Here is a 21,773-nt window from a genome sequence, read left to right as displayed (position 1 = left end):
CGGCCACAATGTTAGTCGCTCTAGAAAAATAAGGGGACCCCGCGCACCCGCCAGAGCTCGCTGACCCTTGCTGCATTCCTGCCCTGGGGGAGTTCACAAGATGGACGCCGCACGGGATCCTGCCGACAACTGTATCCCATAAGCCCGCCACGAGGCCAATTTGCACACACTGACCTGGGATTTGTGATTTCTCCGCATCATTGTGTATGGTTTTAGCAGAACACACCAGCACTGCTGATGAGTTCGGCTTGGAGGATTCGACTAGCGGCCTATGTCACTCGCCTGGAACGCGTGCGGGGAGAAATCCCCTCAAGGGTTCAAATCCCTTATCCTCCGCCACTGAAAAGCCCCCGGGAAACCGGGGGCTTTTTCGTGTCTCCATCTGGCCTGGTCTGGAGTTTTCATAGAACGCAATGACGTAATTCCTGTAATTTGGCGCTATGAGTGAAGTGGATCACTACCGCGAGCTAGCGCAACGCCCAGTAGACCTCGAGCAACGCCTAGCCGCACTCGAGGCCACCTCGACAACTCAGAATCTCTCAATAGCTGAAACTTCCGACGTGCCTGAGGATCACCAAGAGACATTCTGGGTATTAGAAGGACTCAAACAACGCGCCCAATCCCCCAGCGGAAGCGTTCTTTTGACCGGCGCAGTGCAGACCCCCATGGGCCAGCACGCGCACTGGCACAGGCAGATCACCGCACAAGAGCTATTCGACACCGACTTCGGCGCGAGAGCAGATTCCTTATCCGCACTCGGACACCCAGTGCAACTGCGGCTACTCCAACGCTTACTAACAGATGCGTGCACCATCGAGGACATCCGCGAATCTGGCGACTTTGGCACCAACGGTCAGATTTATCACCATCTACGCCAACTAGTGGCCACCGGATGGGTAAGGTTGCTGGGCTCTAGCAAATACGAGGTACCACCGGCCCGAATCGTGCCGCTACTGACCATTCTGCTGGGGGTAGATCGCTGATGCGACGTGCCATCTCTCGCCTACGTAAATTCTGGTTGATCGTAGTGGTAGTGGTCTTTTCGGCCATGGTGGCAGGGAGGAATGGGCTGCAGGTGCCCTTCTTAGAATCGATACCGCCACTGGGATTATCAGCTGCCCTGTTCCTCGCCGGCATATTCTTGCTGGTCACTCCCAAGACTGCCCGCCACGAGCCTTATGTCATGGCAGCGCCCGTCCGAGGCCGCTGGGCTGCGCTCAACAGCCCGGGACAGAAACTCCCCAGCCATGGCACCCGGTTTTTGGGGCAATACGCCGCTGTGGACATTCTGCGACCAACAGATGAAACCACCCCGGCAAAAATAAGACGCGCCTGGCGCGGTTCCCGCCCAGCGGATTATCCCAGCTTCGGCGCACAGGTGTACTCGATGGCACCTGGTGTAGTCAAGAAGACTTCGGCTAAGGCCACTGATCACCGAGCCAGAAATACCTGGCAAGGACTGCTCTACCTCATGACCCTGGAGGCGGTTATCCGATCGCTGACTGGAGATCGAATGATCCTGGGAAACCATGTCATCGTCGCTCATGATGATGGCACCGCTGCCGTCTATGCCCACCTGCGAAAAGACAGCCTCACGGTAGCGTCCGGGCAACGAGTTAACACCGGCCAACAACTAGGAGAAGTCGGCAATACCGGGAATAGCTCGGAGCCTCATCTACACGTACATCTCATGGATCGGGTCAATCCCCACGCGGCGGCTGGACTAATGATGGTCTGGGACAACATCACCCGATCAGAAGAGATAGAGCCATCTTTAAAAGAACTTGCCCAGGAACCCGCGAAGAATGCACTCCGCAGCATGCCGTCCAACGGAGAAATTTTCGAAGCCCACCACCCAGGCCTATAGACCGAGAATCTTGGCCTTCATCGCAGCATATTCTTCCTCAGTGAGGATGCCGGCGAAGGGTGTAGTTGATTCAGAGTTTCCTGAATTAAACTCCCCCTCCCCCACTACCCCGGCTGCGACCACACCACCGGCTCGCGCGAGAGTTCACGAAGATCAAAGACCTCTAATAGTCCGGCGGCGGAATCCACTTCCGGATAGCCGAGGCTGGCTGCGAGCATCCCTAGGATCTCAGTGGTGGAATAGTTCTCCCGCAGCTGAGCTAGCGTTACCGCTCCATCGCGTTTGGCTAGCCGCTGACCTTGGTCGTTGAGCACCAACGGGACATGCACATAAGTGGGCACTTCAATCCCCAGCAGTTCGGCTAAATAGCCCTGCCGGGGGGCACTTTCTAGCAGGTCATCGCCGCGCACGACTTGATCGATGCCTTGAAAGCCATCATCAATCACCACTGCAAAGTTATAGGCCCAGTCTTGTCCCTGGCCGGCGTTGCCGCCGCGGCGCAGGACGAAATCATCTACTTCTCCGGTGTAGCTGCCGTGGATGAGATCCTCGATGGTGAAATGATCAACTTCGGCACGCAACCGCAGCGCCGGCACTCGGCCCTGTTGTTGAAGATCTTCTCGACGCCGCTGCCGTTGCTCAGCGCTCATATCCCGGCAGGTTCCCGGATAGGAACCGGGCGGCAGGTGCGGGGCGCGAGCGGCTTCGTGGATCTCCCGGCGCGAGCAATAACACTCATAGACCAGCCCAGCTGCAGCTAGCTGGGCTAACGCACGCTCATAGGCGGGGAAGCGATCGGATTGGTAGACGGCAACGCCGTCGAAATCCAGTCCCAGGGATAGTAGGTCCTCGATCTGGCGCTGAGCAGAGGCCGCGGAGGAGCGCTGGGTATCAATATCTTCGATTCGCAATCGAAAATCTCGTCCGGTGCTCCGTGCCATTAACCAGGCGATCAGCGCGGTGCGCAGGTTCCCAAAGTGCAGGTCACCGCTGGGAGAGGGGGCGTAGCGGCCAGCACCGGGGTGGTTTTCAAGCTCAGACATGAGGCCATTCTATGGGCCGGGTACCGGCTGGGTATAAGCGGTTGATTCACGCCTTCAGGATCGGTGTGGCAGCATCATGGCCGTGAATAACTCAAACCTCCCTGCATCTGGGCAGGGCGCCGTGGCTTCAGAATCGGTTCAGGCCGATTCTGCGCAGCAGACCACGACGTCCGGAAACGCCCGCTTCATTCCTATCCAAGCCAGCTTCTATCCCACCTTCGTCGCGTTATTTATCGCGGTCTTTCTCATCTCGAATATCACTGCCACCAAGGGTGTGCAGCTCGGCCCGCTGATCACCGACGGCGCCTTCTTCCTCTTCCCGCTGGCCTATATCGTCGGCGATGTTCTCGCGGAGTGCTACGGCTTCAAGGCCGCCCGCCGCGCAATCTGGACCGGCTTCGCTGTCACGGTGCTTGCGGTAGTCACCTTCTATATCGCCATCTGGTTGCCAGCCGCTGACTTCTACGAGGGCCAAGACGCCTTCGCTGAAGTGCTGGGGCTAGTCCCCCGCATCGTATTGGCTTCCCTGTTTGGCTACTTAGTTGGCCAGCTGCTCAACTCGTGGGTGTTGGTCTCGATCAAAAAACACACGGGTGAAAAGTCCCTGTGGGCTCGGCTAATCGGTTCCACCGTCGTCGGTGAATTCGGCGATACCCTGGTCTTTTGCCTAATCGCGGCACCAGTAATTGGCATTATTACCTTCGGTGACACGGTGAACTACATCATTGTTGGCTTCCTGTGGAAGACCATCATTGAAATCGTCCTCCTGCCGGTCACCTATGCCGTCATCGCCTGGGTCAAACGCCGGGAAAACTATTACGAGCCTTCTGCCGCCTGATCGAGTTCGCTAGCCGCGCGGAGAATATTGCGTTTCATCACCGGAAAAATGACCGAGTGGAAGGGCACTAATGCCCACCAGTACAACCTGCCGAGCACCCCTTGCGGGAAAAAGACCGCAGTCTGTCGGTAGGTTGATCCCGTCTGCTCCGGGGTGGCTTCTAGTACCAGCCAGGCCCGACCGGAAAGCTTCATCTCCGCGCGCAATACCAATCGCCTAGGCGGCTGGATCTCTTCCACCCGCCACCAGTCAACGCGGTCTCCTACGACCAGGCGCGCTGGGTCGCGTCGCCCGCCTAAGCCCGGCCCGCCCATGACCTTATCGACGATCCCGCGCACGCCCCACAGAGCCGGCGCGGAATACCACCCATTCGGCCCGCCGATGCCTTCGATGACCCGCCAGACCTGCTCAGCGGGTAGCTCACAATGGCTTTGTCGATCATCGCTAAAGACCGTGTGCCCGGACCATTCCGGATCGGTGGGCAACGAGTCAGCTGAGCTGACGGAGGTGCGCCAACTGCCATCCCAAGAGGTGAGTACGCCCTCTTCGCTTTCTCTTTTCAGCGCCCTACGCACCGCGGTGGGGTAATCCGCCAACCCGCCCGGTGGGTCGGGGATCACCTCGGCGATCTTGTGGTCCATGGTCACGGCGTTCTCCGCCATCGATTGTGACAGCGGCACTGCTAATCGACGCGGCGCTGGAGTCACCAGCGCAATCCACAGCCCGGAGAGCACATCAACGGGGATGGCAAAGGGCAGGGCAAAAATCCATCGGCGCAGGCCCCGCTCACGGCCATAGAGTGCCAATAGGTCGGCGAATCGGTAGCTGGTTCCACAACCGATGTCATAGCCAGCGTTGACCGTGGTGTTGAGGTCAGCAGAGGCTGCCAAATAGTAGAGGGTGTCGCGGATACTCAGCGGTTCAATCTTATTGGCGATCCACTTCGGTGCCACCATCACCGGCAACCGCTCAGTCAGGTGCCGGATCATTTCAAAGGAGGCAGAACCGGAACCGATCAGCGTGGCGGCCCGAAGCACCAAGGCGGGTACCTGCGAATCAAGGAAAATCCGCGCCACTGCCTCCCGCGAGCGCATGTGCTTGGAGAGATCGTCAAAGGCCACACCTTGAGGATGCAATCCAGACAGGTAGACGATTTGGCCTACCTTGGCCGCCTCCGCAGCCTCCACGAAAGTGGTGGCGGTGTCTCGTTCGACCGATTCGAAATCCGTTGGGCCGCTGCCCATCGAGTGCACGAGGTAGAACACCACGTCCACGTTCTCCAGAATCTGGGAGAGATCCGCTGCGACCGATAGATCAGCTTCGACGGCTTCGACCTGGTCAAACCAAGAAAAGCGGCGCAGACTTTCCAAGTTTCGAGAGGTGGCACGAACATTGAATCCGGCAGCCAATAATTCTGGGATCAGCCGCCCCCCGACGTATCCGGTCGCGCCAGTGACCAGGATGGTTCGGGTGGGGTGGCTGGCTTGATAGCCGGTGGTAGAGATCAGCTCGCTCATGGAGCCATCCTAGAGATAACCCCGAGCTGATGGTTTTCACTTAGCGTTTATTGGCGTAGTAGCGGCCCAAGAACTCATCGCGGTAGGCCTCAAAGTCACCAGAAACAATCGACGCTCGGATGTTGTCGACCAAACGCACCATGAACTCCACGTTGTGGATCGTGCACAGCGTGCCAGCGAGGAACTCTTTGGCGCGCAGGAGGTGGTGGAGATAGGCGCGCGAGTAGTTTTCGGAGACATAGCCACCGAATTCTTCGTCGACGCCGGTGAAGTCACGCTTGAACTTCGCACCGCTCAAGTTCAGACGACCGTCGAGGGTATACACCCCGCCGCGGCGACCCAACCTAGTTGGTGCCACACAGTCAAAGGTGTCTGCACCGGCTTCGATGGCGGTGAACAAGTCATCGGGCTCAGAGATACCCAATAGGTGGCGGGGCTTCTCGCGGGGCAGCTCATCGCAAACCCAGCCGACGATGGTGCCTAGGTTTTCTTTCTCCAGCGCACCACCAATGCCGAAGCCTCCGAAGCCACGACGGCCCTGGGCTTCTGCCTCATCGGAGAGCTCAAGCAGGCCCTTGGTTGCCTGGCGGCGCAGATCCTCATATTGCGCGCCTTGGATAACACCCCAGAGTGACTGTCGGGGCTTGGAGGCCCGCTCGATGGTCAAGCGATCATGCTCGTCGAGGCAACGCCCCGCCCAGCGGCGCGTGCGCTCGACGGAATCGTCTTGGTAATCGCGGGTGTCCATGAGCGTGGTCAGCTCGTCAAAGGCGAAGATGATGTCTGCGCCGAGCTGGTGCTGGATCTGCATGCTGATCTCGGGAGTGAAGCGGTGGCGTGAGCCGTCGATAAAGCTGGTGAAGTCCACCCCGTCTTCATCCACACGCGCCAGGTTGGATTTTTTGCGCGAGAAATGGCTATTTCCGGCGGCAGCTTCCATGGTCAGGGTCTTTTGGAAACCCACGCCCTGGCTCATGACCTGGAATCCACCGGAATCGGTGTAGGTGGGGCCGTGCCAGTTTTCGAAGGCGGCCACTCCCCCGGCTTCATCGACGATGTCTTCGCCCGGCTGGAGGTAGAGGTGGTAGGCGTTGGACAAAATTGCCTGCGCACCAGTCTGCCGAATCTGTTCTGGGGTCAGTGTCTTCACGGTGGCTTTGGTAGCCACGGGGATAAATGCTGGCGTAGCAATATCGCCGTGCGGGGTGTGGATTACTCCGGTTCGGCCATGTCGGCCGGGGCCGGATTCCAATTCCGTGCCGAGGGTGAAGCTGAGATCTTCGTGGGTCATGAGGTTACTTTATCCATCTGTTCGCGGTGGGCTTTCTTCGCAGCTTGGCGCTGCTCCCATTCCTTTTCCAATTCGGTGCCTTCGATATCCAGGCGTGGGATTAAGCGGTCGAGCCAGGCCGGTATCCACCAGCTAGCACCGCGCATGAGGAACATGGTCGCCGGTACCAAAGACATGCGCACGAAGAAGGCGTCGAAGAACACGCCGGCGCCCAATGCGAAGCCGAAGATCTGGATAAACGGCAGGGGTTGATCGATGAAAGCGATAAACACCGCGATCATGATCAAGGCGGCGGCGGTGACCACGCGGGCACCACGGGTAAACCCGACGACGGTCGATTCTTCCACTGCATCCATCGTGCTGATGCGCACTGGATCATTGGGATCTGTGCTGGCGGCAGATTGTTGTTGCAAGGCGATATAGTGCTCGCGCATGCGGGTGACCAGGAATACTTGGTAGTCCATGGCCAGTCCGAAGGTCACGCCAATGAGGAAGATAGGCATGAAGGAGATCAGCGGAGCTGGCGTGTTCACCAGATCCCAAAGGCCTTCCTGCCAGACCAAGACGGTCAGTCCAAAGGCCGCGCCCACGGAAAGCAGGAATCCCAGGCCCGCAACGAGCGGAACCAGCACGGATCTGAAGACTCCCAGCAGCAGGAAAATCGCCAGGCCTACGACAATGCCCAGATAGATCGGCATGGCACCGGCTAGTCGTTCGGTGATGTCCATCTGCACGGCCGTGAGGCCGGTCATGCCAACCTCGACGCCGGTGGCGTCGGCAATTTGTTCTGCTTGGGTGCGCAGTGCCGTGGCGGTTTCGGTGGTCAAGGGATCATCCGGGCCATGGACGGGAGTGACCAAGATCTGGGCCGCGGTGGAATCGTCGTTGATTTCGATGAGCTGGGCGTGCTTAACGCCGTTGACCAGCTGGAGTTGGCCGACGGTGTAGAGGAAGGAGCTGGTAGAAGCGGCTGCCTGCGCATCAAGCTCTGTTCCGGACTGCTGCGCAATCGAGGTCTGCGCCGTGATCAGTGGCTGCAGTGCCGGGGAATCAAGATCGACGTTATGGGCATCAATGATGACCAAGAAGGGGGCGTTGACGCCCTCGCCAAAGCCCTCGGCCATGATGTCGGCAGACTTGCGCTGGGTGGTGTCGAAGTTAGAGGTCGAATCCGAAGGCAGAGCCAGTTCCATCTGGAGCACCGGTGTCGCCATTGCACCAAGGCCGAGTACCACCACGGCCATCACCAGGCCAGGGAATCTACGAACCACGCTGACCCAGCGGTTACCTAAGGTGCGGCCACGGCGGCGTTTGCCACCGCGTCGCACTGGGTTTCCGGCCAGTCCCGGAACCTTGGCTTCGAAGACTCGGTCCCCGAGCACACCCAACAGCGCGGGGATGAAGGTTAGCGCAATAAAGACCGCCACCAACACGGTAAAGGCCGCGGAAAGGCCCATGGCGGTAAGGAAGCCGATGTCGACGATGGTCAGTGCAGCCAGCGCGATAATCACCGTCACGCCGGCAAACACGACCGCGGAACCGGCGGTACCTACGGCCATGCCAGCGGCATCATCGGCGGGCATTCGTCTTCGTTCCGCGCGATAGCGGGAGAGGATAAACAACGCGTAGTCAATGCCTACGGCCAAGCCGATCATGACGGCCAAGACCGGGGTGATGTTATTGAGTTCAACGAAGGCGGTAGCCACCGTGATGGCGAGAGCGCCGATGCCTACACCGATCACGGCGGTGAGAATTGGCAGCCCAGCAGCAGTCAGGGAGCCGAAGGTGGCGATAAGCACCACGAAGGCGACCACTAGACCAACTAACTCACTGGAGGCTTTCACTTCAATCGGATCACCGAATCCGGCGCCACCTGCTTCGACCTCAATACCTAGCTCTCGGCCTTGGTCCATGGCGGCGGTGACGGTGTCGCGCTGTTCTTGGGTGACATCCATCGAGGACTCAACATCGATGGTGAAGGTGGTGTAACCGATCGTGCCATCATCGGAGATCATCGCCAGGTTCGCGGCATCTTCGAGGGCGGTTTCTTCCGGCAACCCTTGAGAAGTGGTCTGCTCAATAACTGATTCTTGAAGTGCTGGAGAGACCTCAACTGGGTTGCCGAAGCGTTCCGTATCGGTGATGTCCACGAGGTTGTCATCGAGATAATCGATCACCGCATCGATGGCCGCAAAGTTCTCCGGATCGCTGAGCAGCTCGCCTTCTGGAGCGACAAAGACCACGTTCACCGAGGCAGCATCGGCCGGATTTCCAGCATCAGGAAAGTTCTCTTGCAGAGTGTAGAGCGCATCAATCGACGGAGTACCGCCGATGCTGAACTGGTTGGAAAACGGCTTTTGGAAGGAAAAAGCTGCCCCTGCCATGCCCGCCAAAATGGCCAGCCACAAGACGATGACAATCCACTTCCGGTGGAACGACCAGCGCCCGAGTTTGAACAGTAGTTTTGCCACGGTGTTTGGCTTCCTCAGTGTTGGACGAGCGAACGCAACCTAGCCTACCGAGGCTAACCGAACGCGAAAAACCCCGACGCTCAAGATGAGCGCCGGGGGCTTCATTATTTGGCGGTGGCGGAGGGATTTGAACCCTCGGTTGGGGGTTACCCAACACTCGCTTTCGAGGCGAGCACCTTCGGCCGCTCGGACACGCCACCGCCATCAACAGTAATGGAGTACGCGCCGTGCGACCAAATTGCCTGGCCTAGTTAAGGCCTATCTACTTCTTAGTGTCGTCCTGGAATCCGCCGAGGATCTTGTTGACGCCGTCTTTCACGGACTCGCCGGCCTTGGCAGCCTTGTCTTTAATATCGGCCTTGGTCTGATCAGCTCGGCCTTCGTCGCGGACGCTCTCATCGCCCACGGCCTCGCCGTAGCCTTCCTTGGCCTTGCCGCCGAGGTCTTCTGCCTTGTTCTCGAAGTCTCCCATGAGTGTGTCCTCTTCATCCTTGGATCGTTCGGTTAGTGTCCCTCGCGAGAATACGGACATTCCACAATAAATGCACTAAAAATTATCTTAAGTCGCTGAAGAACTCTCCCAGCAGTCCAGCACACTCTTGTTCTAGGACTCCGCCGCGCACAGCCAGGCGGTGCAGCTGGCCGGGGGCACGGACGGCGTCGATAAGCGAGCCGCAGGCTCCGGTCTTAGGCTCATAAGCGCCGAAGATCAGCTCCCCTATCCGCGCGCCCATGATGGCCCCGGCACACATGGTGCACGGCTCTAATGTGACCACCAAGGTGCAGTCGCTCAGCCGCCAAGCATCCCCGTAGACCTGCACGGCGGCTCGGATGGCCACTACCTCGGCGTGTGCAGTGGGATCGCCGTCCGCTTCTCGACGATTGGTTCCCCACGCCAGCTCGTCTCCATCAGGACCGAAAATCACCGCCCCCACCGGAATATCCCCAGGCGGAGTGGTTGCGGCGACGTCCAAGGCGCGCCGCATCAGCAGCGTCGCGCGAGTCAAGCCACGTGCTTGCGGCAAAACAGACACCTCAACCCGCTCAATCTTCGAGCCCGATAGCCTCAGCCAGCGCGTCGGCGAACCCCAGCTCATCAGCAATCCGCATGAGCTGCTCAGAGGGCAGCGGCTCAGTGTCATCGACGATGACTCCGAGCACTTCCTCGCTCAGACCTAGATCCTCGAGCAGATCAAAGTCACCGTCCGCCCAGCCATCAATCTCATCGAGCTCATCCGGGTTGAGATCCGGGATCTCGACATCAAGTTCAGCAAGCACTTGAGCAGCAAAATCATCATCGACGGCCATCGTGGCATCCGAGATCAACAGCCGCTCGCCTTTGGGAGTGGGGCGAAAGAGCACAAAATACTCATCTTCCACGCACAACAAGGCAAAAGCCGGCCCCTCAGAACGCAACGACCGTACCACTGCGATCGAGGTTGCTAGAGAAGAGAAGTCATCGTCGAAGGTGCGGAGCACCCATTGCTCTTCGGGCCTAGTGACCGCGACGGCAAAACTCAGGCCAAACTCCTCGTGTTCCATACCGGTGAGAGTAGTCGGGTTGTGCCACACTTGTCAGGTGACCTCGACTGATCTGAACCGGCCTATCTGCGTACTCGGCCTCGGCCTCATCGGCGGCTCTTTGCTGCGCGATCTCGCCGGCCGCAACCATCCTGCCTACGGCTATGACCGCTCTACCGCCAGCGTGCGCGCTGCCGGTCGAGAGGGCTTCGATACTTCCTCTGATCTCACCGGCATCTTGAGCCGCGCGGAGGAAGAAGGTGCCCTGATCGTCTTAGCCACACCCATGCCCGCTATTGCTGGGCTCCTTGATGCCCTCGGCGAACATGCACCCAGCTGTGGTTTCACTGACGTGGTCTCGGTCAAAACTGAGATTAGCCAGCTCGTCCACCAGCGGGGCATGGACAATCGTTATGTCGGCGGGCACCCCATGGCCGGCACTGCCAACAGTGGTTGGACCGCATCCCACAAGGGGCTTTTTACTCGCGCAGCATGGGTGGTCACCTATGACCATGCTGAAAATGCTGATCGCGAATGGATCGAGCTGTGGAGCGACGTCGTCCGATTGGTTGCCACGGTCGGCGCAGAAGCCGTCCCAGCACGGGTAGCTCATCATGACGCCGCAGTCGCCCGTATTTCCCACTTGGTGCACGTCTTCGCCGAGACCCTGGCGGTCGTCGGTGACAATGGTGGCACCCTCGCCCAGTCCTTGGCCGCTAGCAGCTTCCGGGATAGCACTCGAGTAGCCAGCACCCAACCAGCCCTAGTGCAAGCAATGTGCGAGACCAACGCCCCTGCAGTGGTCTCCGCCCTTGATGAGGCCATGGAGATCTTGGCAGAGACCCGGGAGGCCCTCAGCGGCCCTGAACCGGATCTATCCGGCCTAGCTGAGGCTGGCTACTCTGCCCGCGAGCGGTTTGAGGCTCGCCACGGCGCAAGGCGCGAATCGGTCTCTCCGATCAAGATTTCTTCTCGGCCGCTGCTGCGGCTACAACCCGGTACCAAGGGCTGGATTCGACATCTTGAGCACGCCGAATCCCTCGGTGCGAGGATCGAGATCTTCTAGCCGCCAGAATGATTGGGGCTACAGACAGATAGCGAGGGACCACCAGCGTTGGTGGTCCCTCGCTATCTGTCTAGCTCAAGAAAGCTCAGGGTATCTTTAGACCGTTTTAGGCCTCAGCATCTCCACAGGAGAGCGCTTCCGACATGTCCTCTTGGGCATTTTGAACATTCTCGATGGCCGGGGTGACGGTTTCTACTGCTTGCGGAATCGTCTGCTCATCATCAACGCTGTTGAAAGAACCCTCTAGGTCATCCCAAGCATCTTCCAGTGCAGCACTCCGGTCCGCACCCACCTCTTCTAGCGCTTCGTTGAAGTCAGCGTAGGCATCTGCCACGCTCTCACGAGCATCGCTGATCTCGCCGATCGTGGAAGAGGAATCAACAGCCGCCGAGGCATCTGAGAGCGCCAAGACCAAGGCGTCATAGGACTCGCAGGCCGAGGCCTCATTCTCTTCTTCGGTGGCGGTGCTGCAGCCAAGCAAGGAAAGGCTAAGACCAACGGCTGAGAACACTGACACAATACGGAGATTTTTCTTGAGCACGTCTACTCCCGAGATTCGTTGATAGTTTTTAAAATCGAAATAATATTAGCTGACTATTAACGCGCAGCGCCGGATAACGGGAGCTAATCGACATCGCGGCTAGGGATGCTGCTCGGGCACTGCCTGCGGGAGATAGCCTGCGGGATCAACACAAAAAAGGACTGCGACACAATTTAATGTGTCGCAGTCCTGTTATTTTTCTCTTGTGCGCCCGGAGGGATTCGAACCCCCAACCTTCTGATCCGTAGTCAGATGCTCTATCCGTTGAGCTACGGGCGCCGGCTGCTGTGCAACGAGATGTAACATTACACTCGCTGCCAGCAACTAACAAAACAGCTGGTTAGAGCACCAATCCGAAGACCGGAACGGCAATGAAGTATGACGTCAAGGTCAACAGAACGACGCCGATCATGTTGAGCCAGATACCGCCCTTGATCATGTCGCCGATCTTGACGTAGCCGGAGCCGTAGGCAATTGCGTTCGGCGGGGTTGCCACCGGCAGCATGAACGCACAGGTAGCGGCCAGCGCGACCGGGATGGTCAGCAGGAGAACGTTCATCTCAGTAGCCTCGGTCAAGCCAATACCGACGGCCACACCACCCATGATCGGGAGGAAGGTTGCTGCGGTAGCGGTGTTCGAGGTGAACTCAGTAAGCACCAAGACCAGCAGAGCGACAGCGCCCATGAGCAGGAAGATCGGCAGGACCTGCAGACCCTTGGCTTGTTCACCAATCCACAGGGACAGACCGGTCAGGGTGAACATTCCGGAGAGCGACAAACCGCCACCGAACAACAGTAGAACGTCCCAGGGGACCTCATTCGCGGTCTTCCAGTCCAGCAGTCGGACACCGGTCTTGGCGTGTGCCGGAATGGTGAACATCAGCAGGCCAGCGATGATACCGACGACGGCGTCGCTGTAAACGATCTCAGAGCCGGTCCAGTCGATGATCAGCGGGACGAAGACCCAAGAGAAAGCGGCACCGAGGAAGATGATGCCGACCATGATCTGCGGACGACTCCACGGACCCATCTTGCGGATTTCCTCGCGGATCAGATCGCGGCCACCGGGAATCTCATCCATTTCCGGCTTGAACACGGTAATCAGCACGAGCCAAGCAATGACGGTGAACACCGTTGCCAACGGAACGCCGACCATCATCCACTGACCGAAGCCAATGGTGATGTCATGAGCTTCTTGCATGTAACCGACGAGCAGAGCGTTCGGAGGAGTACCGATCAGGGTGCCCAAGGAGCCGATGGAAGCGGAGTAAGCGATCGCCAGCATCAGGCCGGTGGCAAACTTCTTCTGGTGGTGCATTCCGCCGACGATCGTGGAGGTCAGCTGAAGAACCGACATACCGATCGGCAGCATGACCACTGCGGTAGCGGTATTGGAAACCCACATAGAAAGGAAACCGGTCGCGATCATGAAGCCAAGAATCAAGCGCTTGGGGCTAGTACCCACAGCCAAGACCACGGCCAGTGCAAGACGGCGGTGCAGGTTCCAGCGCTGCAGGCCCAGGGCCAGCAGGAAGCCACCCAAGAAGAGAAAGATCGTGGCGCTGGCATAAGGTGCGCCAACCTGGGAGAAGGTCGCGATCTGTGAGATCGGGAAGACTGCGATCGGAATAAGTGCGGTGGCTGCTAGCGGGATAGCTTCCGTCATCCACCACACGGCCATCCACACGGTGGTGGCTGCAACGATGCGCATTGACTGGTAGGTGTATTCCACCTCAGCATCAGCGCCGGAGGACTGCAACACAGTCTCGCCCGCATCGGTCGGGAAGATGAAGAAGACGAAAGCCGCGAGGACGAGACCGAGGATAATTCCGGTCGCTTGCCGGTACCACTCGCGGGTATCACGGACCTCAGTGTCCTCCCCCGCCGGCATCGCTGTGCTCTCTGTTGTATGAGGAGTGCTCATGTTCGGTCCACGATCTTTCTAAATGTCAAAGAGATGGGCATGGTCATGGGATAGATGTGATGTTACTAACCAAGACCTCAAAAAAAGGAACCGATCACGAATGAACCGAGAGGCATTCGCCACTATCTCCGGCCTATGGTCCGACCACCTGCACAGATAGGCTCTGCTTTTTGTTCCCGCTCCCCTTATTCGGGGGTCTCTGAGAGGCCATATCCGGAGACCAGTTACGTCCTCGGCTCCCGAATCGCCCTGCGCGACCACCTCTAATGCCCAGATAGTCGACCTTATGACCCCGCCCCTCAGCAGATCCGACTGTCCACCGGGTGTCCTCGGCGCTAGTTCTCAATTTCTTCAGTAACAACTCCCCTGTCAACGCCGAGCCACATGCGGGAATCAACCTCCTAGGCAAGCCAGACATTGCCGCATCCCTAACGTCCAGCACCTCTAGCATCTGGAGCCCAGCTCACCTGCTGGTCACCCATCTAGCCACTGGACTCCGCAGACGTGCCTGACTTCCCCCAACTGAGAGATCGCCACAAGCGCGAACACGGAGATTGACCGGCGTCACCCCCACCCCCACCGATGGGAAATGCCGACATTTAGGTTCATTAATCAACAATAAACACTGAGCGTGGCAATTGTTGCCTCAGAAAGCATCGCTCCGAGTTAGGCACCCCTACCCCAACAAGAACCTGAGAGTTTTTCCTCGTCTGACCTATGCTAACCAGCGATCCTATGGCTAATATAACTACCTGGGTCTCGCCGTTTACGCGTGGACGACCTTCAACTGGTACGGAATTGGCCGACCCGTCGATCGCATACTTTTAAAGCATTGGAGCTTTTAACCATGGATTTCCTCACCTCCTTCTGGGACCTCCTTCTCGTATTTTTCTGGGCATTCATCTTCATCGCCTCTCTCTTCCTCCTGATCATGGTCTTCTCTGATCTGTTCCGCGATAAGAAGCTCAGCGGCTGGTGGAAGGCTGTTTGGGCCATCTTCCTGGTCTTCATCCCCTTGGGCACCGCCTTGGTCTACCTGATTTTCCGTGGCCGCGGCATGACCGAGCGCAACATGAAGGACTCCATCGCTGCTCAGAAGCAGGCTGAGGATTACATCCGCACCGTCGCCGGCGCCAGCCCGGCCGAGGAGATCAGCCGGGCCAAGGCCCTGCTCGATTCCGGTGCTATCAGCGCTGACGAGTTCGAGCAGATCAAGCGCTCCGCTCTTGCTTCCTAATTTGCACCAATGCGGGACGGGCCTAGCCTTAGCTTTTTAAGCCGCGCCACATTGCACGACCTGACACAGCTGCAGAAGCTGTAGACGGGTCGTGTTTTTGTGTTTCTAGGGAAAACTCTCAATCGCCCCCAGATTGAATCGGCGAAGGCGCGCTGGCTGCTCCCGATGCGTCACCTCGTGACATTGAGAGCTGGCGCAGCATTCTCAAGAATGCTCAGACCAGCTGGACAGCTTCAGCGTCGGTAAGCATCGCGGCATCCAGCTTCTTCAGTAGAGCCGCCGCATCAAAGCGCACTCCGATGAGTACTACCTCATTGCCTGGTTGCAGTCCGGCAGCCTTCCACGAACCAGCAGGCTGGATGGACAGATCTGGGCCAGCCTGATGCCATATTTGGGCGGTTTCTAGCCGGTCAGAGATCCAGCAGTAACCCTTCGATCGCACGAGTCCGGTGGTCGATCGCAATACTTCGAGCAGACGCCCCCGGTCGAGCGGGCGTTCACCACGGAAGACCACGGAGCTAATTCCGTATTCTTCGGTCTCCGGTGTGTGCGGATTCTCCAATTCCTCCGTATAACCCTGATAGGTGCGCGCTGTGGCTTCGCTGTAGAGATGCGCTCCCAGGATCTCGCTCACCGCACTTTTCCCGTGAACGAACCCATTGACCATGATGTCGAGCTCTGCCCGGGGGTTCATCTTTCGCACCAGCGTCATCGTCGCTGCGAGTCGGTCGGCATCGACTAAGTCAGTCTTGGTGAGATAGATCCGATCGGCGAACTCAACTTGATCAACGAGCAGGTCGGCGACGGTGCGCTCATCTTCGGGAGTGGCACCACGGTCGGCATCCTGGATGAGCACGCGGGTGCCGAGGCTATCGATAAATTGGACGGCGTCGACAAGCGTGACCATGGTGTCGATGGGTGCCAGATCGGCCAGACGAGTGCCGTCTTCCCATTCCCATTCGAAGGTGGCAGCGACCGGCATTGGTTCCGAGATTCCGGTCGATTCGATGAGAATGTGGTCGTAGTTGCCCGAGCGGGACAGCTCCCCGACGGCGTCGACAAGATCTTCGCGCAGGGTGCAGCAAATGCAACCATTGCTCAGTTCCACGAAGCGATCCTCGCCGCGGGTCAGGTGGCCTTCGCCCGCAATGAGGGCGGCGTCGATATTAATCTCGGAGAAATCGTTAACGATCACGGCAATGCGCCGACCATCGCGATTGGCCAATACGGCGTTAAGCAGGGTGGTTTTTCCAGATCCGAGAAACCCAGACAGAACGGTCACGGGCGTGGGACGGTGCGAGGTGTTCATGCAAGCTCCTGTTGCTCGGTGAGTGTGGTGGTGGCTAGTTGCCCACGGTCGAGGACAATGACTTGGTCAGCGGTGTTTGCTTGCTCCCAGTGGTGGGTGGCGATAACAACGGTGGTCCCAGATGCCTTCTCTGCCCGGATCGCCTGATCAATCATCAGCACCGTGGTGCTATCAACTGCGGCGAGCGGTTCATCAAGCAGGAGCAGGTCAGCCTGTTGGGCGAGCCCTTGGGCGATGAAAGTGCGCTGTCGCTGTCCCCCAGATAGATCGCCAAGCGTGCGATCGGCCAGATCTGCAATCCCCATGCAGCTCATTGCCTGATCGACGATGCCTCGATCACTGCGGCTCAGCGAGCGCATAAGGCCACGTGCCCGCCAGCGTCCCATGGAGACTGTTCGGCGGACGGTGACCGGAAATAGGTCGGGCACGGTGCTGTGTTGAGGCACCAAGGCGGTGTTGGTAGGCACTCCGGATATGACCCCTGAGGTCGGGCGAAGTGTGCCTGCGAGCAGGCCTAGAAGAGTGGACTTCCCGGAGCCATTCCCGCCAACGAGAGCGGTGACAGTCCCGGGGTGAAATTCGAGGTTGATTCCATTGAGGGAAGGCAGTCGACCGTATCGGTGGCAGATGCCTGTCAGGTGGACTGGTTCATGCATCCCCTCACACTAATGATAATCATTATCAAATGGAATTCCTGACGGTCCCCTTCGAAGCCTCCTTCGTTTTCCGCGCACTGCTGGCCGGAAGCCTGGCGGCGGTCCTGTGTGCCGGAATTGGCACTTGGGTTGTCCTGCGCGGACTCACCTTCTTTGGCGATGCCATGAGCCACGGCATGCTCCCCGGAGTGGCGATAGCCGCACTGCTCGGCGGCAATCTCATGATCGGGGCGGCCGCCAGCGCGCTAGTAATATCATTCGGCGTGGTGGCGGTGAGCAGGTCATCGCGGCTATCGCAGGACGTCAGCATCGGATTGCAATTCATCACCATGCTGTCGCTGGGCGTGGTGATCGTGTCGCACTCTGGCTCTTTCGCCGTGGATCTCACCGCATTCCTATTCGGCGATATTCTCGGCGTCGCCTGGAATGACGTCCTGATAATCGGGGCCGCAACAATCGCGGGAGTACTAGCCTGCTGGATCCTGCACCGCCCCTTTACGGCACTAACCTTCGATGAGCGCAAAGCACACACGCTCGGAATGCGTCCAGGGCTCACACATATCGGAATGCTGGCACTGGTAGCCCTGGCCACCGTGACTTCTTTCCAGGTGGTGGGCACATTATTGGTCTTTGGTCTATTGATCGGACCGCCTGCCACGGCCCTACTCATGGTCCAGGGAATCGGGCGGGCAATGACGGTCGCCGCAGCCATTGGAATGGCACAGGTCTACGTCGGACTCTTGATTAGCTGGTACGCGGAGACTGCCGCAGGGGCGACGATAACCCTCCTGAGCGGGGTGACCTTCCTCAGCATCTTGGCAGCCAAGGCCCTTCTCTGTAGAGTCAGACTCCACACCGTAAATGATAATGATTTTCAATAAGGATAATGATGAGAAAACGTGCAGGTCTCACAGCCGGACTGCTCACCCCAGCACTGCTAGTCGGATTGGCTGCTTGTAGCGCCACTGCTGAAGAGCCTGACACCATCAGCTCGGCAGCAACACCCACTTCCGAGACCCCGCATGGCTACGTCAAAGGCGCTGAGGAAGCAACCGAATCCCAGCTACGGCTGACTGTTGCGGATGCCGAGACCGATGAGCTAACCATGGTGGACCTACTGACCGGCGAGACGGTAGATATGCCCTCGGCCGCCGCCGGCGGCACGCTCAAGGACTCCGATGGACGTTTCCTCTTCACCGGCGATGACGCTGGCTTCAACGTCATCGACAGCGGGGTATGGACCGTAGATCACGGCGACCACAGCCACTACTACGTCTCCGATCCAGCGGAAGTAGGAACCGTCGATGGCGACACCCCTGGCCATGCGGTCTCCAATGACTCACAGGTAGCGATGTTTTTCGACGGGGACGGCACCGTGACGGTTCTACCGCGCACCAGCCTCGATGACGGAGTAATCGATGAGAGCGTCTCTTTCCAGGTCGGCGAACACCACGGAGTAGCAGTCCCCTTCGATGAACATGTTCTCTCGACGGTGCCTGCTGCTGATGCAACTGACTTGCCCGCAGAGATCACCCTCTTTGACAACAACGGCGAGGATGCCTCAGCACAACTAACCGGAGATATCTCCTGCCCAGAAATTCACGGCACTGCTGCCTCCGCAGAGCATGTGTCCTTCGCCTGCGCTGACGGCCTACTCACAGTCAACGAGGACTTCAACGCCGCAATCACCGCCTATCCATCGGAGGCTGATGGCCGTGCATGGTCCCTGACTGCCGGGGATGACATCGCGGTCGCACCATTCGACGGTTCCGGACTCGGCATCCTCAATATCGATACCGGCAACTGGACCGTAGTCGAGACCGGAGCTCCGGTGCTCTCCACCGCCATCGCACCAGATGATTCCACGGTATTCGCCATCGACGAGGACGGCACCGGCTACGCAATCGACGCTGCATCAGGCGAGATCACTGCGCAACGTGAGTTGGTTGAAATCATCGGCGATGACTCAGACGCTCCGCGCCCGGCGGTGGCTCTCACCCAGGAACGAGGATATGTTTCTGACCCGGAGACCGGCACCGTCTTAGAAATCGACTTGGCCGATGACCTCCGCGAGGCCCGCAGCTTCGAGCTAGGCGGCCAGCCCTCCGCCATCGCGATCACCGGGGACAACTAATGAGAAAACTCCAGGTCGTCGTCGCTGCCCTGGTCTCCGGAGTGCTGGCGAGCACCCTCGTGGCCTGCGACAGCGCCTCCGAGCGGCCGAGCATCGTGGTCACCACAAACATTCTTGGCGACGTCGTTACCCAGCTCGTCGGCGAATCCGCGGATGTCCAGGTGCTGATGAAACCTAACGCTGACCCGCATTCCTTCGGTATCTCCGCGCAAGAGGCCGCAGCCATGCAAGATGCCGACCTCATCGTCGCCAACGGACTCGGGTTAGAGGAAGGACTCGGCTCAAACTTGGACAATGCCAGGTCAGAAGGAGTCGATGTGCTCGAAATCAGCGAGGAGATCGACCCAATCGTCTACTCCGCAGGCAGTGACGAGGGCAACCTCGATCCACACTTCTGGACAGATCCCGCACGCATGATCACCGCAGCCGAGATCATCGAGGACCACCTAGTGGAAGTGATCGGCCAAGACGTCCTGAGCTCCTCAGAGGCCTACCGCGGCGAATTGGCCGAGCTAGACACTGAAGTCGCGGCGCTTTTGGAATCCGTGCCACAGGAACAGCGGAAATTGGTCACCAATCACCACGTCTTCGGTTACCTCGCTGACAGATTCGACTACGAGATCATTGGCACCATCATCCCTGGCGGAACGACTCTAGCTGCCCCCTCAGCCGCAGATCTCCGGGACCTGAGCACCACAATCCGCGACAACAACGTCCCGGCAATCTTTGCCGATTCCTCCCAACCGCAACGGCTCGCAGATGTCCTCGCCGACGAAGCCGAGATCGACGTAGACGTCATCCCGCTATTTACCGAGTCACTCACTGAACCAGACGGCGAAGCCGGCAACTACATCGACATGCAGCTGATCAACGCCGAACGCATCAGTGGTGCGCTGAGCTAACGGCCAATGGGAAGTTGGGCGGGCCATGCCAGCGGGTGTCGATAAGCTTGGGTGAGCCGACGCTCCGGGCAGGTACCGCCGCAGATCTCCATGCGCCTAAGGTGAACCACAGCGTCCTTATCCTCTGACCATGCTGAAAGCATCGACCTCTGCAATGAGCACCCCTTCTCCTACCGAATCCGAGCACGCCAGCGTGGCACCCAGCAGCATTCGCGCCGGCACTATCGGGGCGATCATTGCGATCCTCCTCGTCGCCATGAACCTTAGGGCGACTCTCACCGGAGTCGGTGTCCTCCTGCCAGCGATTGAGCAAGATACGGGACTTACCTCGGCCTGGGGCGGCGCACTAACCACGCTGCCATTGGTGATGTTTGCGGTCACCTCTCCGTTTGTAGTTCGCATGTCCAACCGCCTCGGCACGACACGGCTGATGGTTGTTGCCCTCGCTGTGCTCGCGCTCGGCACCGTGGTGCGGTCAGTGCCTTCGCTAGCCAGCCTGTTTATTGGCACCATTATCTTGTCCGCTGCCATTGCCGTGGGCAACGTGTTGCTGCCATCAGTAGTTCGCCAGCACGTTCCCGCGAGCCATGTGCACATCGTCAGCTCTATCTATGTCACCGTCATGGCGCTTATCGCCGGGGTCTCATCGGGCATCAGCGTGCCGTTGGCCAACGCGCTACCCGGCGGATGGCGTGCTGCTCTGGCTTGGGGAATTGTTCTAACCATTCCGGCACTCGTGGTCTGGCTGCTGCGCCTACGCAGGGATAGCTTTGTCGCACCCGCCCGATCCGATGCCAAGCCATCTCCGGTACGGATGCCCTGGAAATCAGCCTTAGCCTGGCAGGTAAGCCTCTACATGGGCCTGCAATCGCTGGTTTTTTACACCATCATCGCGTGGCTACCCAGCATCCTCATCGGCACTGGCATGACCGCCTCCCAGTCCGGATGGATGTTGTTTTTCTTCCAAGGCATGGGCATCCTCTCAAGCCTGTCGCTACCGATTATTACCCGCGGACGCCAAGACCAGCGCTATGTTGCTGCGATTGTGTCCGTTTTCGTGGCCGCTGGTTTTCTCGTGCTCTTAATACCAGGGCAAGGCATCCTCGCCTGCATGCTCTTAGGGCTAGGCAGTGGCGGCGCACTCGCGCTCGCCATGAGCTTCCAATCGCAGCGCGCCGGTGGATATGTAGAAGCCGCCGCACTGGCGGGAATGGCACAGACCATTGGCTATTTAGTCGCGGCTACGGGACCACTCCTGCTGGGTGTTCTCCACACCGCTACTGGCGCGTGGACGAGCGCACTGTTCATTTTGTCCGCGCTGAGCATTCTGATGGCGGTGGCTGGATACCAAGCAGGCCGGGATAGGCGGATCCCGCATAGTGCTTTCGACTAGATGACCGATCAGTCCTAGCCCAGAAAAAGAGGCAGCAACCACGATCTAGCGTGGTTGCTGCCT

At 58.8% G+C, this 21,773-nt stretch carries 20 protein-coding genes, 3 tRNA genes and 1 other RNA gene; 10 read left to right on the top strand and 14 right to left on the bottom strand.

What is annotated here, in order from left to right:
• Positions 1-25: 25 nt before the first annotated feature.
• Positions 26-124: signal recognition particle sRNA small type (gene ffs, locus C5L39_RS10395), an RNA gene on the bottom strand.
• Between the two features lie 126 nt (positions 125-250).
• Between ffs and C5L39_RS10390 the strand changes: the two genes are divergently transcribed.
• From C5L39_RS10390 to C5L39_RS10380, 3 genes are all read left to right on the top strand, one after another.
• Positions 251-339 (top strand) — tRNA-Ser (locus C5L39_RS10390).
• A gap of 101 nt (positions 340-440) precedes the next feature.
• Positions 441-983 (top strand): helix-turn-helix domain-containing protein, encoded by a 543-nt coding sequence (locus C5L39_RS10385; protein ID WP_123048824.1) that lies wholly within the window; start codon positions 441-443, stop codon positions 981-983.
• Complete coding sequence (locus tag C5L39_RS10380) at positions 983-1,867, top strand: M23 family metallopeptidase (protein ID WP_123048823.1); 885 nt, start codon at positions 983-985, stop codon at positions 1,865-1,867. The genes C5L39_RS10385 and C5L39_RS10380 overlap by 1 nt, the downstream gene beginning before the upstream one ends.
• A 104-nt stretch (positions 1,868-1,971) precedes the next feature.
• Here the strand turns inward: C5L39_RS10380 and gluQRS are convergent, their stop codons facing one another.
• Positions 1,972-2,910 (bottom strand): tRNA glutamyl-Q(34) synthetase GluQRS, encoded by a 939-nt coding sequence (gluQRS, locus tag C5L39_RS10375; protein WP_123048822.1) that lies wholly within the window; start codon positions 2,908-2,910, stop codon positions 1,972-1,974.
• A gap of 76 nt (positions 2,911-2,986) precedes the next feature.
• Between gluQRS and C5L39_RS10370 the strand changes: the two genes are divergently transcribed.
• On the top strand, positions 2,987-3,748 hold the full coding sequence (locus C5L39_RS10370; protein ID WP_123048821.1) for a queuosine precursor transporter: 762 nt from the start codon (positions 2,987-2,989) through the stop codon (positions 3,746-3,748).
• Here the strand turns inward: C5L39_RS10370 and C5L39_RS10365 are convergent.
• From C5L39_RS10365 to C5L39_RS10335, 7 genes are all read right to left on the bottom strand, one after another.
• Positions 3,727-5,265, bottom strand: a complete 1,539-nt coding sequence (locus C5L39_RS10365) for an SDR family oxidoreductase (protein ID WP_123048820.1) — start codon at positions 5,263-5,265, stop codon at positions 3,727-3,729. The genes C5L39_RS10370 and C5L39_RS10365 overlap by 22 nt on opposite strands.
• A 40-nt stretch (positions 5,266-5,305) precedes the next feature.
• A complete protein-coding gene (tgt, locus tag C5L39_RS10360; RefSeq protein ID WP_123048819.1) occupies positions 5,306-6,556 on the bottom strand; it encodes a tRNA guanosine(34) transglycosylase Tgt in 1,251 nt (416 codons plus the stop codon).
• The gene (locus C5L39_RS10355) at positions 6,553-9,027 is read right to left on the bottom strand and encodes an MMPL family transporter (RefSeq protein WP_123048818.1); all 2,475 of its coding nucleotides are present in this window, start codon (positions 9,025-9,027) and stop codon (positions 6,553-6,555) included. The genes tgt and C5L39_RS10355 overlap by 4 nt, the downstream gene beginning before the upstream one ends.
• 109 nt (positions 9,028-9,136) lie before the next feature.
• A tRNA-Ser gene (locus C5L39_RS10350) sits at positions 9,137-9,227 on the bottom strand.
• Positions 9,228-9,289: 62 nt separating this feature from the next.
• The gene (locus C5L39_RS10345) at positions 9,290-9,499 is read right to left on the bottom strand and encodes a CsbD family protein (RefSeq protein ID WP_123048817.1); all 210 of its coding nucleotides are present in this window, start codon (positions 9,497-9,499) and stop codon (positions 9,290-9,292) included.
• An 82-nt stretch (positions 9,500-9,581) separates the two neighbouring features.
• On the bottom strand, positions 9,582-10,061 hold the full coding sequence (locus tag C5L39_RS10340) for a nucleoside deaminase (protein ID WP_425453882.1): 480 nt from the start codon (positions 10,059-10,061) through the stop codon (positions 9,582-9,584).
• A 10-nt stretch (positions 10,062-10,071) separates the two neighbouring features.
• Positions 10,072-10,569 (bottom strand): tRNA adenosine deaminase-associated protein, encoded by a 498-nt coding sequence (locus C5L39_RS10335; RefSeq protein WP_123048859.1) that lies wholly within the window; start codon positions 10,567-10,569, stop codon positions 10,072-10,074.
• A 37-nt stretch (positions 10,570-10,606) separates the two neighbouring features.
• Here C5L39_RS10335 and C5L39_RS10330 point away from each other — a divergent pair, with 37 nt between their 5' ends.
• Positions 10,607-11,614, top strand: a complete 1,008-nt coding sequence (locus C5L39_RS10330) for a prephenate dehydrogenase (protein ID WP_123048815.1) — start codon at positions 10,607-10,609, stop codon at positions 11,612-11,614.
• Between the two features lie 106 nt (positions 11,615-11,720).
• Here the strand turns inward: C5L39_RS10330 and C5L39_RS10325 are convergent, their stop codons facing one another.
• From C5L39_RS10325 to C5L39_RS10315, 3 genes are all read right to left on the bottom strand, one after another.
• Positions 11,721-12,155: a hypothetical protein gene (locus tag C5L39_RS10325; protein WP_126268759.1), complete on the bottom strand. Its 435-nt coding sequence runs from the start codon at positions 12,153-12,155 to the stop codon at positions 11,721-11,723.
• Between the two features lie 206 nt (positions 12,156-12,361).
• Positions 12,362-12,434: transfer RNA gene (locus tag C5L39_RS10320), tRNA-Arg, on the bottom strand.
• A gap of 61 nt (positions 12,435-12,495) precedes the next feature.
• Entirely contained in the window at positions 12,496-14,079 is a 1,584-nt protein-coding gene (locus tag C5L39_RS10315) for an SLC13 family permease (protein ID WP_123048813.1), read from the bottom strand.
• Positions 14,080-14,926: 847 nt separating this feature from the next.
• Here C5L39_RS10315 and C5L39_RS10305 point away from each other — a divergent pair.
• Positions 14,927-15,316: an SHOCT domain-containing protein gene (locus tag C5L39_RS10305; RefSeq protein WP_123048811.1), complete on the top strand. Its 390-nt coding sequence runs from the start codon at positions 14,927-14,929 to the stop codon at positions 15,314-15,316.
• 214 nt (positions 15,317-15,530) lie between these two features.
• Here the strand turns inward: C5L39_RS10305 and C5L39_RS10300 are convergent, their stop codons facing one another.
• Both C5L39_RS10300 and aztA read right to left on the bottom strand, forming a co-directional pair.
• A complete protein-coding gene (locus tag C5L39_RS10300; protein WP_123048810.1) occupies positions 15,531-16,625 on the bottom strand; it encodes a GTP-binding protein in 1,095 nt (364 codons plus the stop codon).
• Positions 16,622-17,281 (bottom strand): zinc ABC transporter ATP-binding protein AztA, encoded by a 660-nt coding sequence (gene aztA / locus C5L39_RS10295; RefSeq protein WP_123048809.1) that lies wholly within the window; start codon positions 17,279-17,281, stop codon positions 16,622-16,624. Before aztA ends, C5L39_RS10300 begins: the two co-directional genes overlap by 4 nt.
• 29 nt (positions 17,282-17,310) lie before the next feature.
• On the opposite strand from aztA, the gene aztB reads away from it, so the two are divergent.
• The 4 genes from aztB (at position 17,311) to C5L39_RS10275 (ending at position 21,710) form a co-directional block, all read left to right on the top strand.
• The gene (gene aztB / locus C5L39_RS10290) at positions 17,311-18,162 is read left to right on the top strand and encodes a zinc ABC transporter permease AztB (protein WP_123048808.1); all 852 of its coding nucleotides are present in this window, start codon (positions 17,311-17,313) and stop codon (positions 18,160-18,162) included.
• Between the two features lie 5 nt (positions 18,163-18,167).
• The gene (locus C5L39_RS10285; protein ID WP_126268758.1) at positions 18,168-19,415 is read left to right on the top strand and encodes a lactonase family protein; all 1,248 of its coding nucleotides are present in this window, start codon (positions 18,168-18,170) and stop codon (positions 19,413-19,415) included.
• The gene (locus C5L39_RS10280) at positions 19,415-20,317 is read left to right on the top strand and encodes a metal ABC transporter substrate-binding protein (protein WP_123048806.1); all 903 of its coding nucleotides are present in this window, start codon (positions 19,415-19,417) and stop codon (positions 20,315-20,317) included. The genes C5L39_RS10285 and C5L39_RS10280 overlap by 1 nt, the downstream gene beginning before the upstream one ends.
• A gap of 130 nt (positions 20,318-20,447) precedes the next feature.
• Positions 20,448-21,710, top strand: coding sequence for a CynX/NimT family MFS transporter (locus C5L39_RS10275; protein ID WP_245974975.1), 1,263 nt, complete (start codon positions 20,448-20,450; stop codon positions 21,708-21,710).
• The last annotated feature ends 63 nt before the right edge of the window (positions 21,711-21,773 follow it).

The sequence above is a fragment of the Corynebacterium alimapuense genome (genome assembly GCF_003716585.1).
Lineage (GTDB): Bacteria > Actinomycetota > Actinomycetes > Mycobacteriales > Mycobacteriaceae > Corynebacterium > Corynebacterium alimapuense.
The sequence above is the reverse complement of the archived record's forward strand: the minus strand, read 5'-3'. Positions and strand labels throughout refer to the sequence as shown.

Coding starts and splice junctions, on each gene's coding strand:
- C5L39_RS10275 (WP_245974975.1), top strand. CDS start 20,448: ATGCTGAAAGCATCGACCTCTGCAATGAGCACCCCTTCTCCTACCGAA.
- C5L39_RS10285 (WP_126268758.1), top strand. CDS start 18,168: ATGATGAGAAAACGTGCAGGTCTCACAGCCGGACTGCTCACCCCAGCA.
- C5L39_RS10335 (WP_123048859.1), bottom strand. CDS start 10,569: ATGGAACACGAGGAGTTTGGCCTGAGTTTTGCCGTCGCGGTCACTAGG.
- C5L39_RS10365 (WP_123048820.1), bottom strand. CDS start 5,265: ATGAGCGAGCTGATCTCTACCACCGGCTATCAAGCCAGCCACCCCACC.
- C5L39_RS10280 (WP_123048806.1), top strand. CDS start 19,415: ATGAGAAAACTCCAGGTCGTCGTCGCTGCCCTGGTCTCCGGAGTGCTG.
- tgt (WP_123048819.1), bottom strand. CDS start 6,556: ATGACCCACGAAGATCTCAGCTTCACCCTCGGCACGGAATTGGAATCC.
- C5L39_RS10305 (WP_123048811.1), top strand. CDS start 14,927: ATGGATTTCCTCACCTCCTTCTGGGACCTCCTTCTCGTATTTTTCTGG.
- C5L39_RS10370 (WP_123048821.1), top strand. CDS start 2,987: ATGGCCGTGAATAACTCAAACCTCCCTGCATCTGGGCAGGGCGCCGTG.
- C5L39_RS10345 (WP_123048817.1), bottom strand. CDS start 9,499: ATGGGAGACTTCGAGAACAAGGCAGAAGACCTCGGCGGCAAGGCCAAG.
- gluQRS (WP_123048822.1), bottom strand. CDS start 2,910: ATGTCTGAGCTTGAAAACCACCCCGGTGCTGGCCGCTACGCCCCCTCT.
- aztB (WP_123048808.1), top strand. CDS start 17,311: ATGGAATTCCTGACGGTCCCCTTCGAAGCCTCCTTCGTTTTCCGCGCA.
- C5L39_RS10380 (WP_123048823.1), top strand. CDS start 983: ATGCGACGTGCCATCTCTCGCCTACGTAAATTCTGGTTGATCGTAGTG.
- C5L39_RS10385 (WP_123048824.1), top strand. CDS start 441: ATGAGTGAAGTGGATCACTACCGCGAGCTAGCGCAACGCCCAGTAGAC.
- C5L39_RS10315 (WP_123048813.1), bottom strand. CDS start 14,079: ATGAGCACTCCTCATACAACAGAGAGCACAGCGATGCCGGCGGGGGAG.
- aztA (WP_123048809.1), bottom strand. CDS start 17,281: ATGCATGAACCAGTCCACCTGACAGGCATCTGCCACCGATACGGTCGA.
- C5L39_RS10300 (WP_123048810.1), bottom strand. CDS start 16,625: ATGAACACCTCGCACCGTCCCACGCCCGTGACCGTTCTGTCTGGGTTT.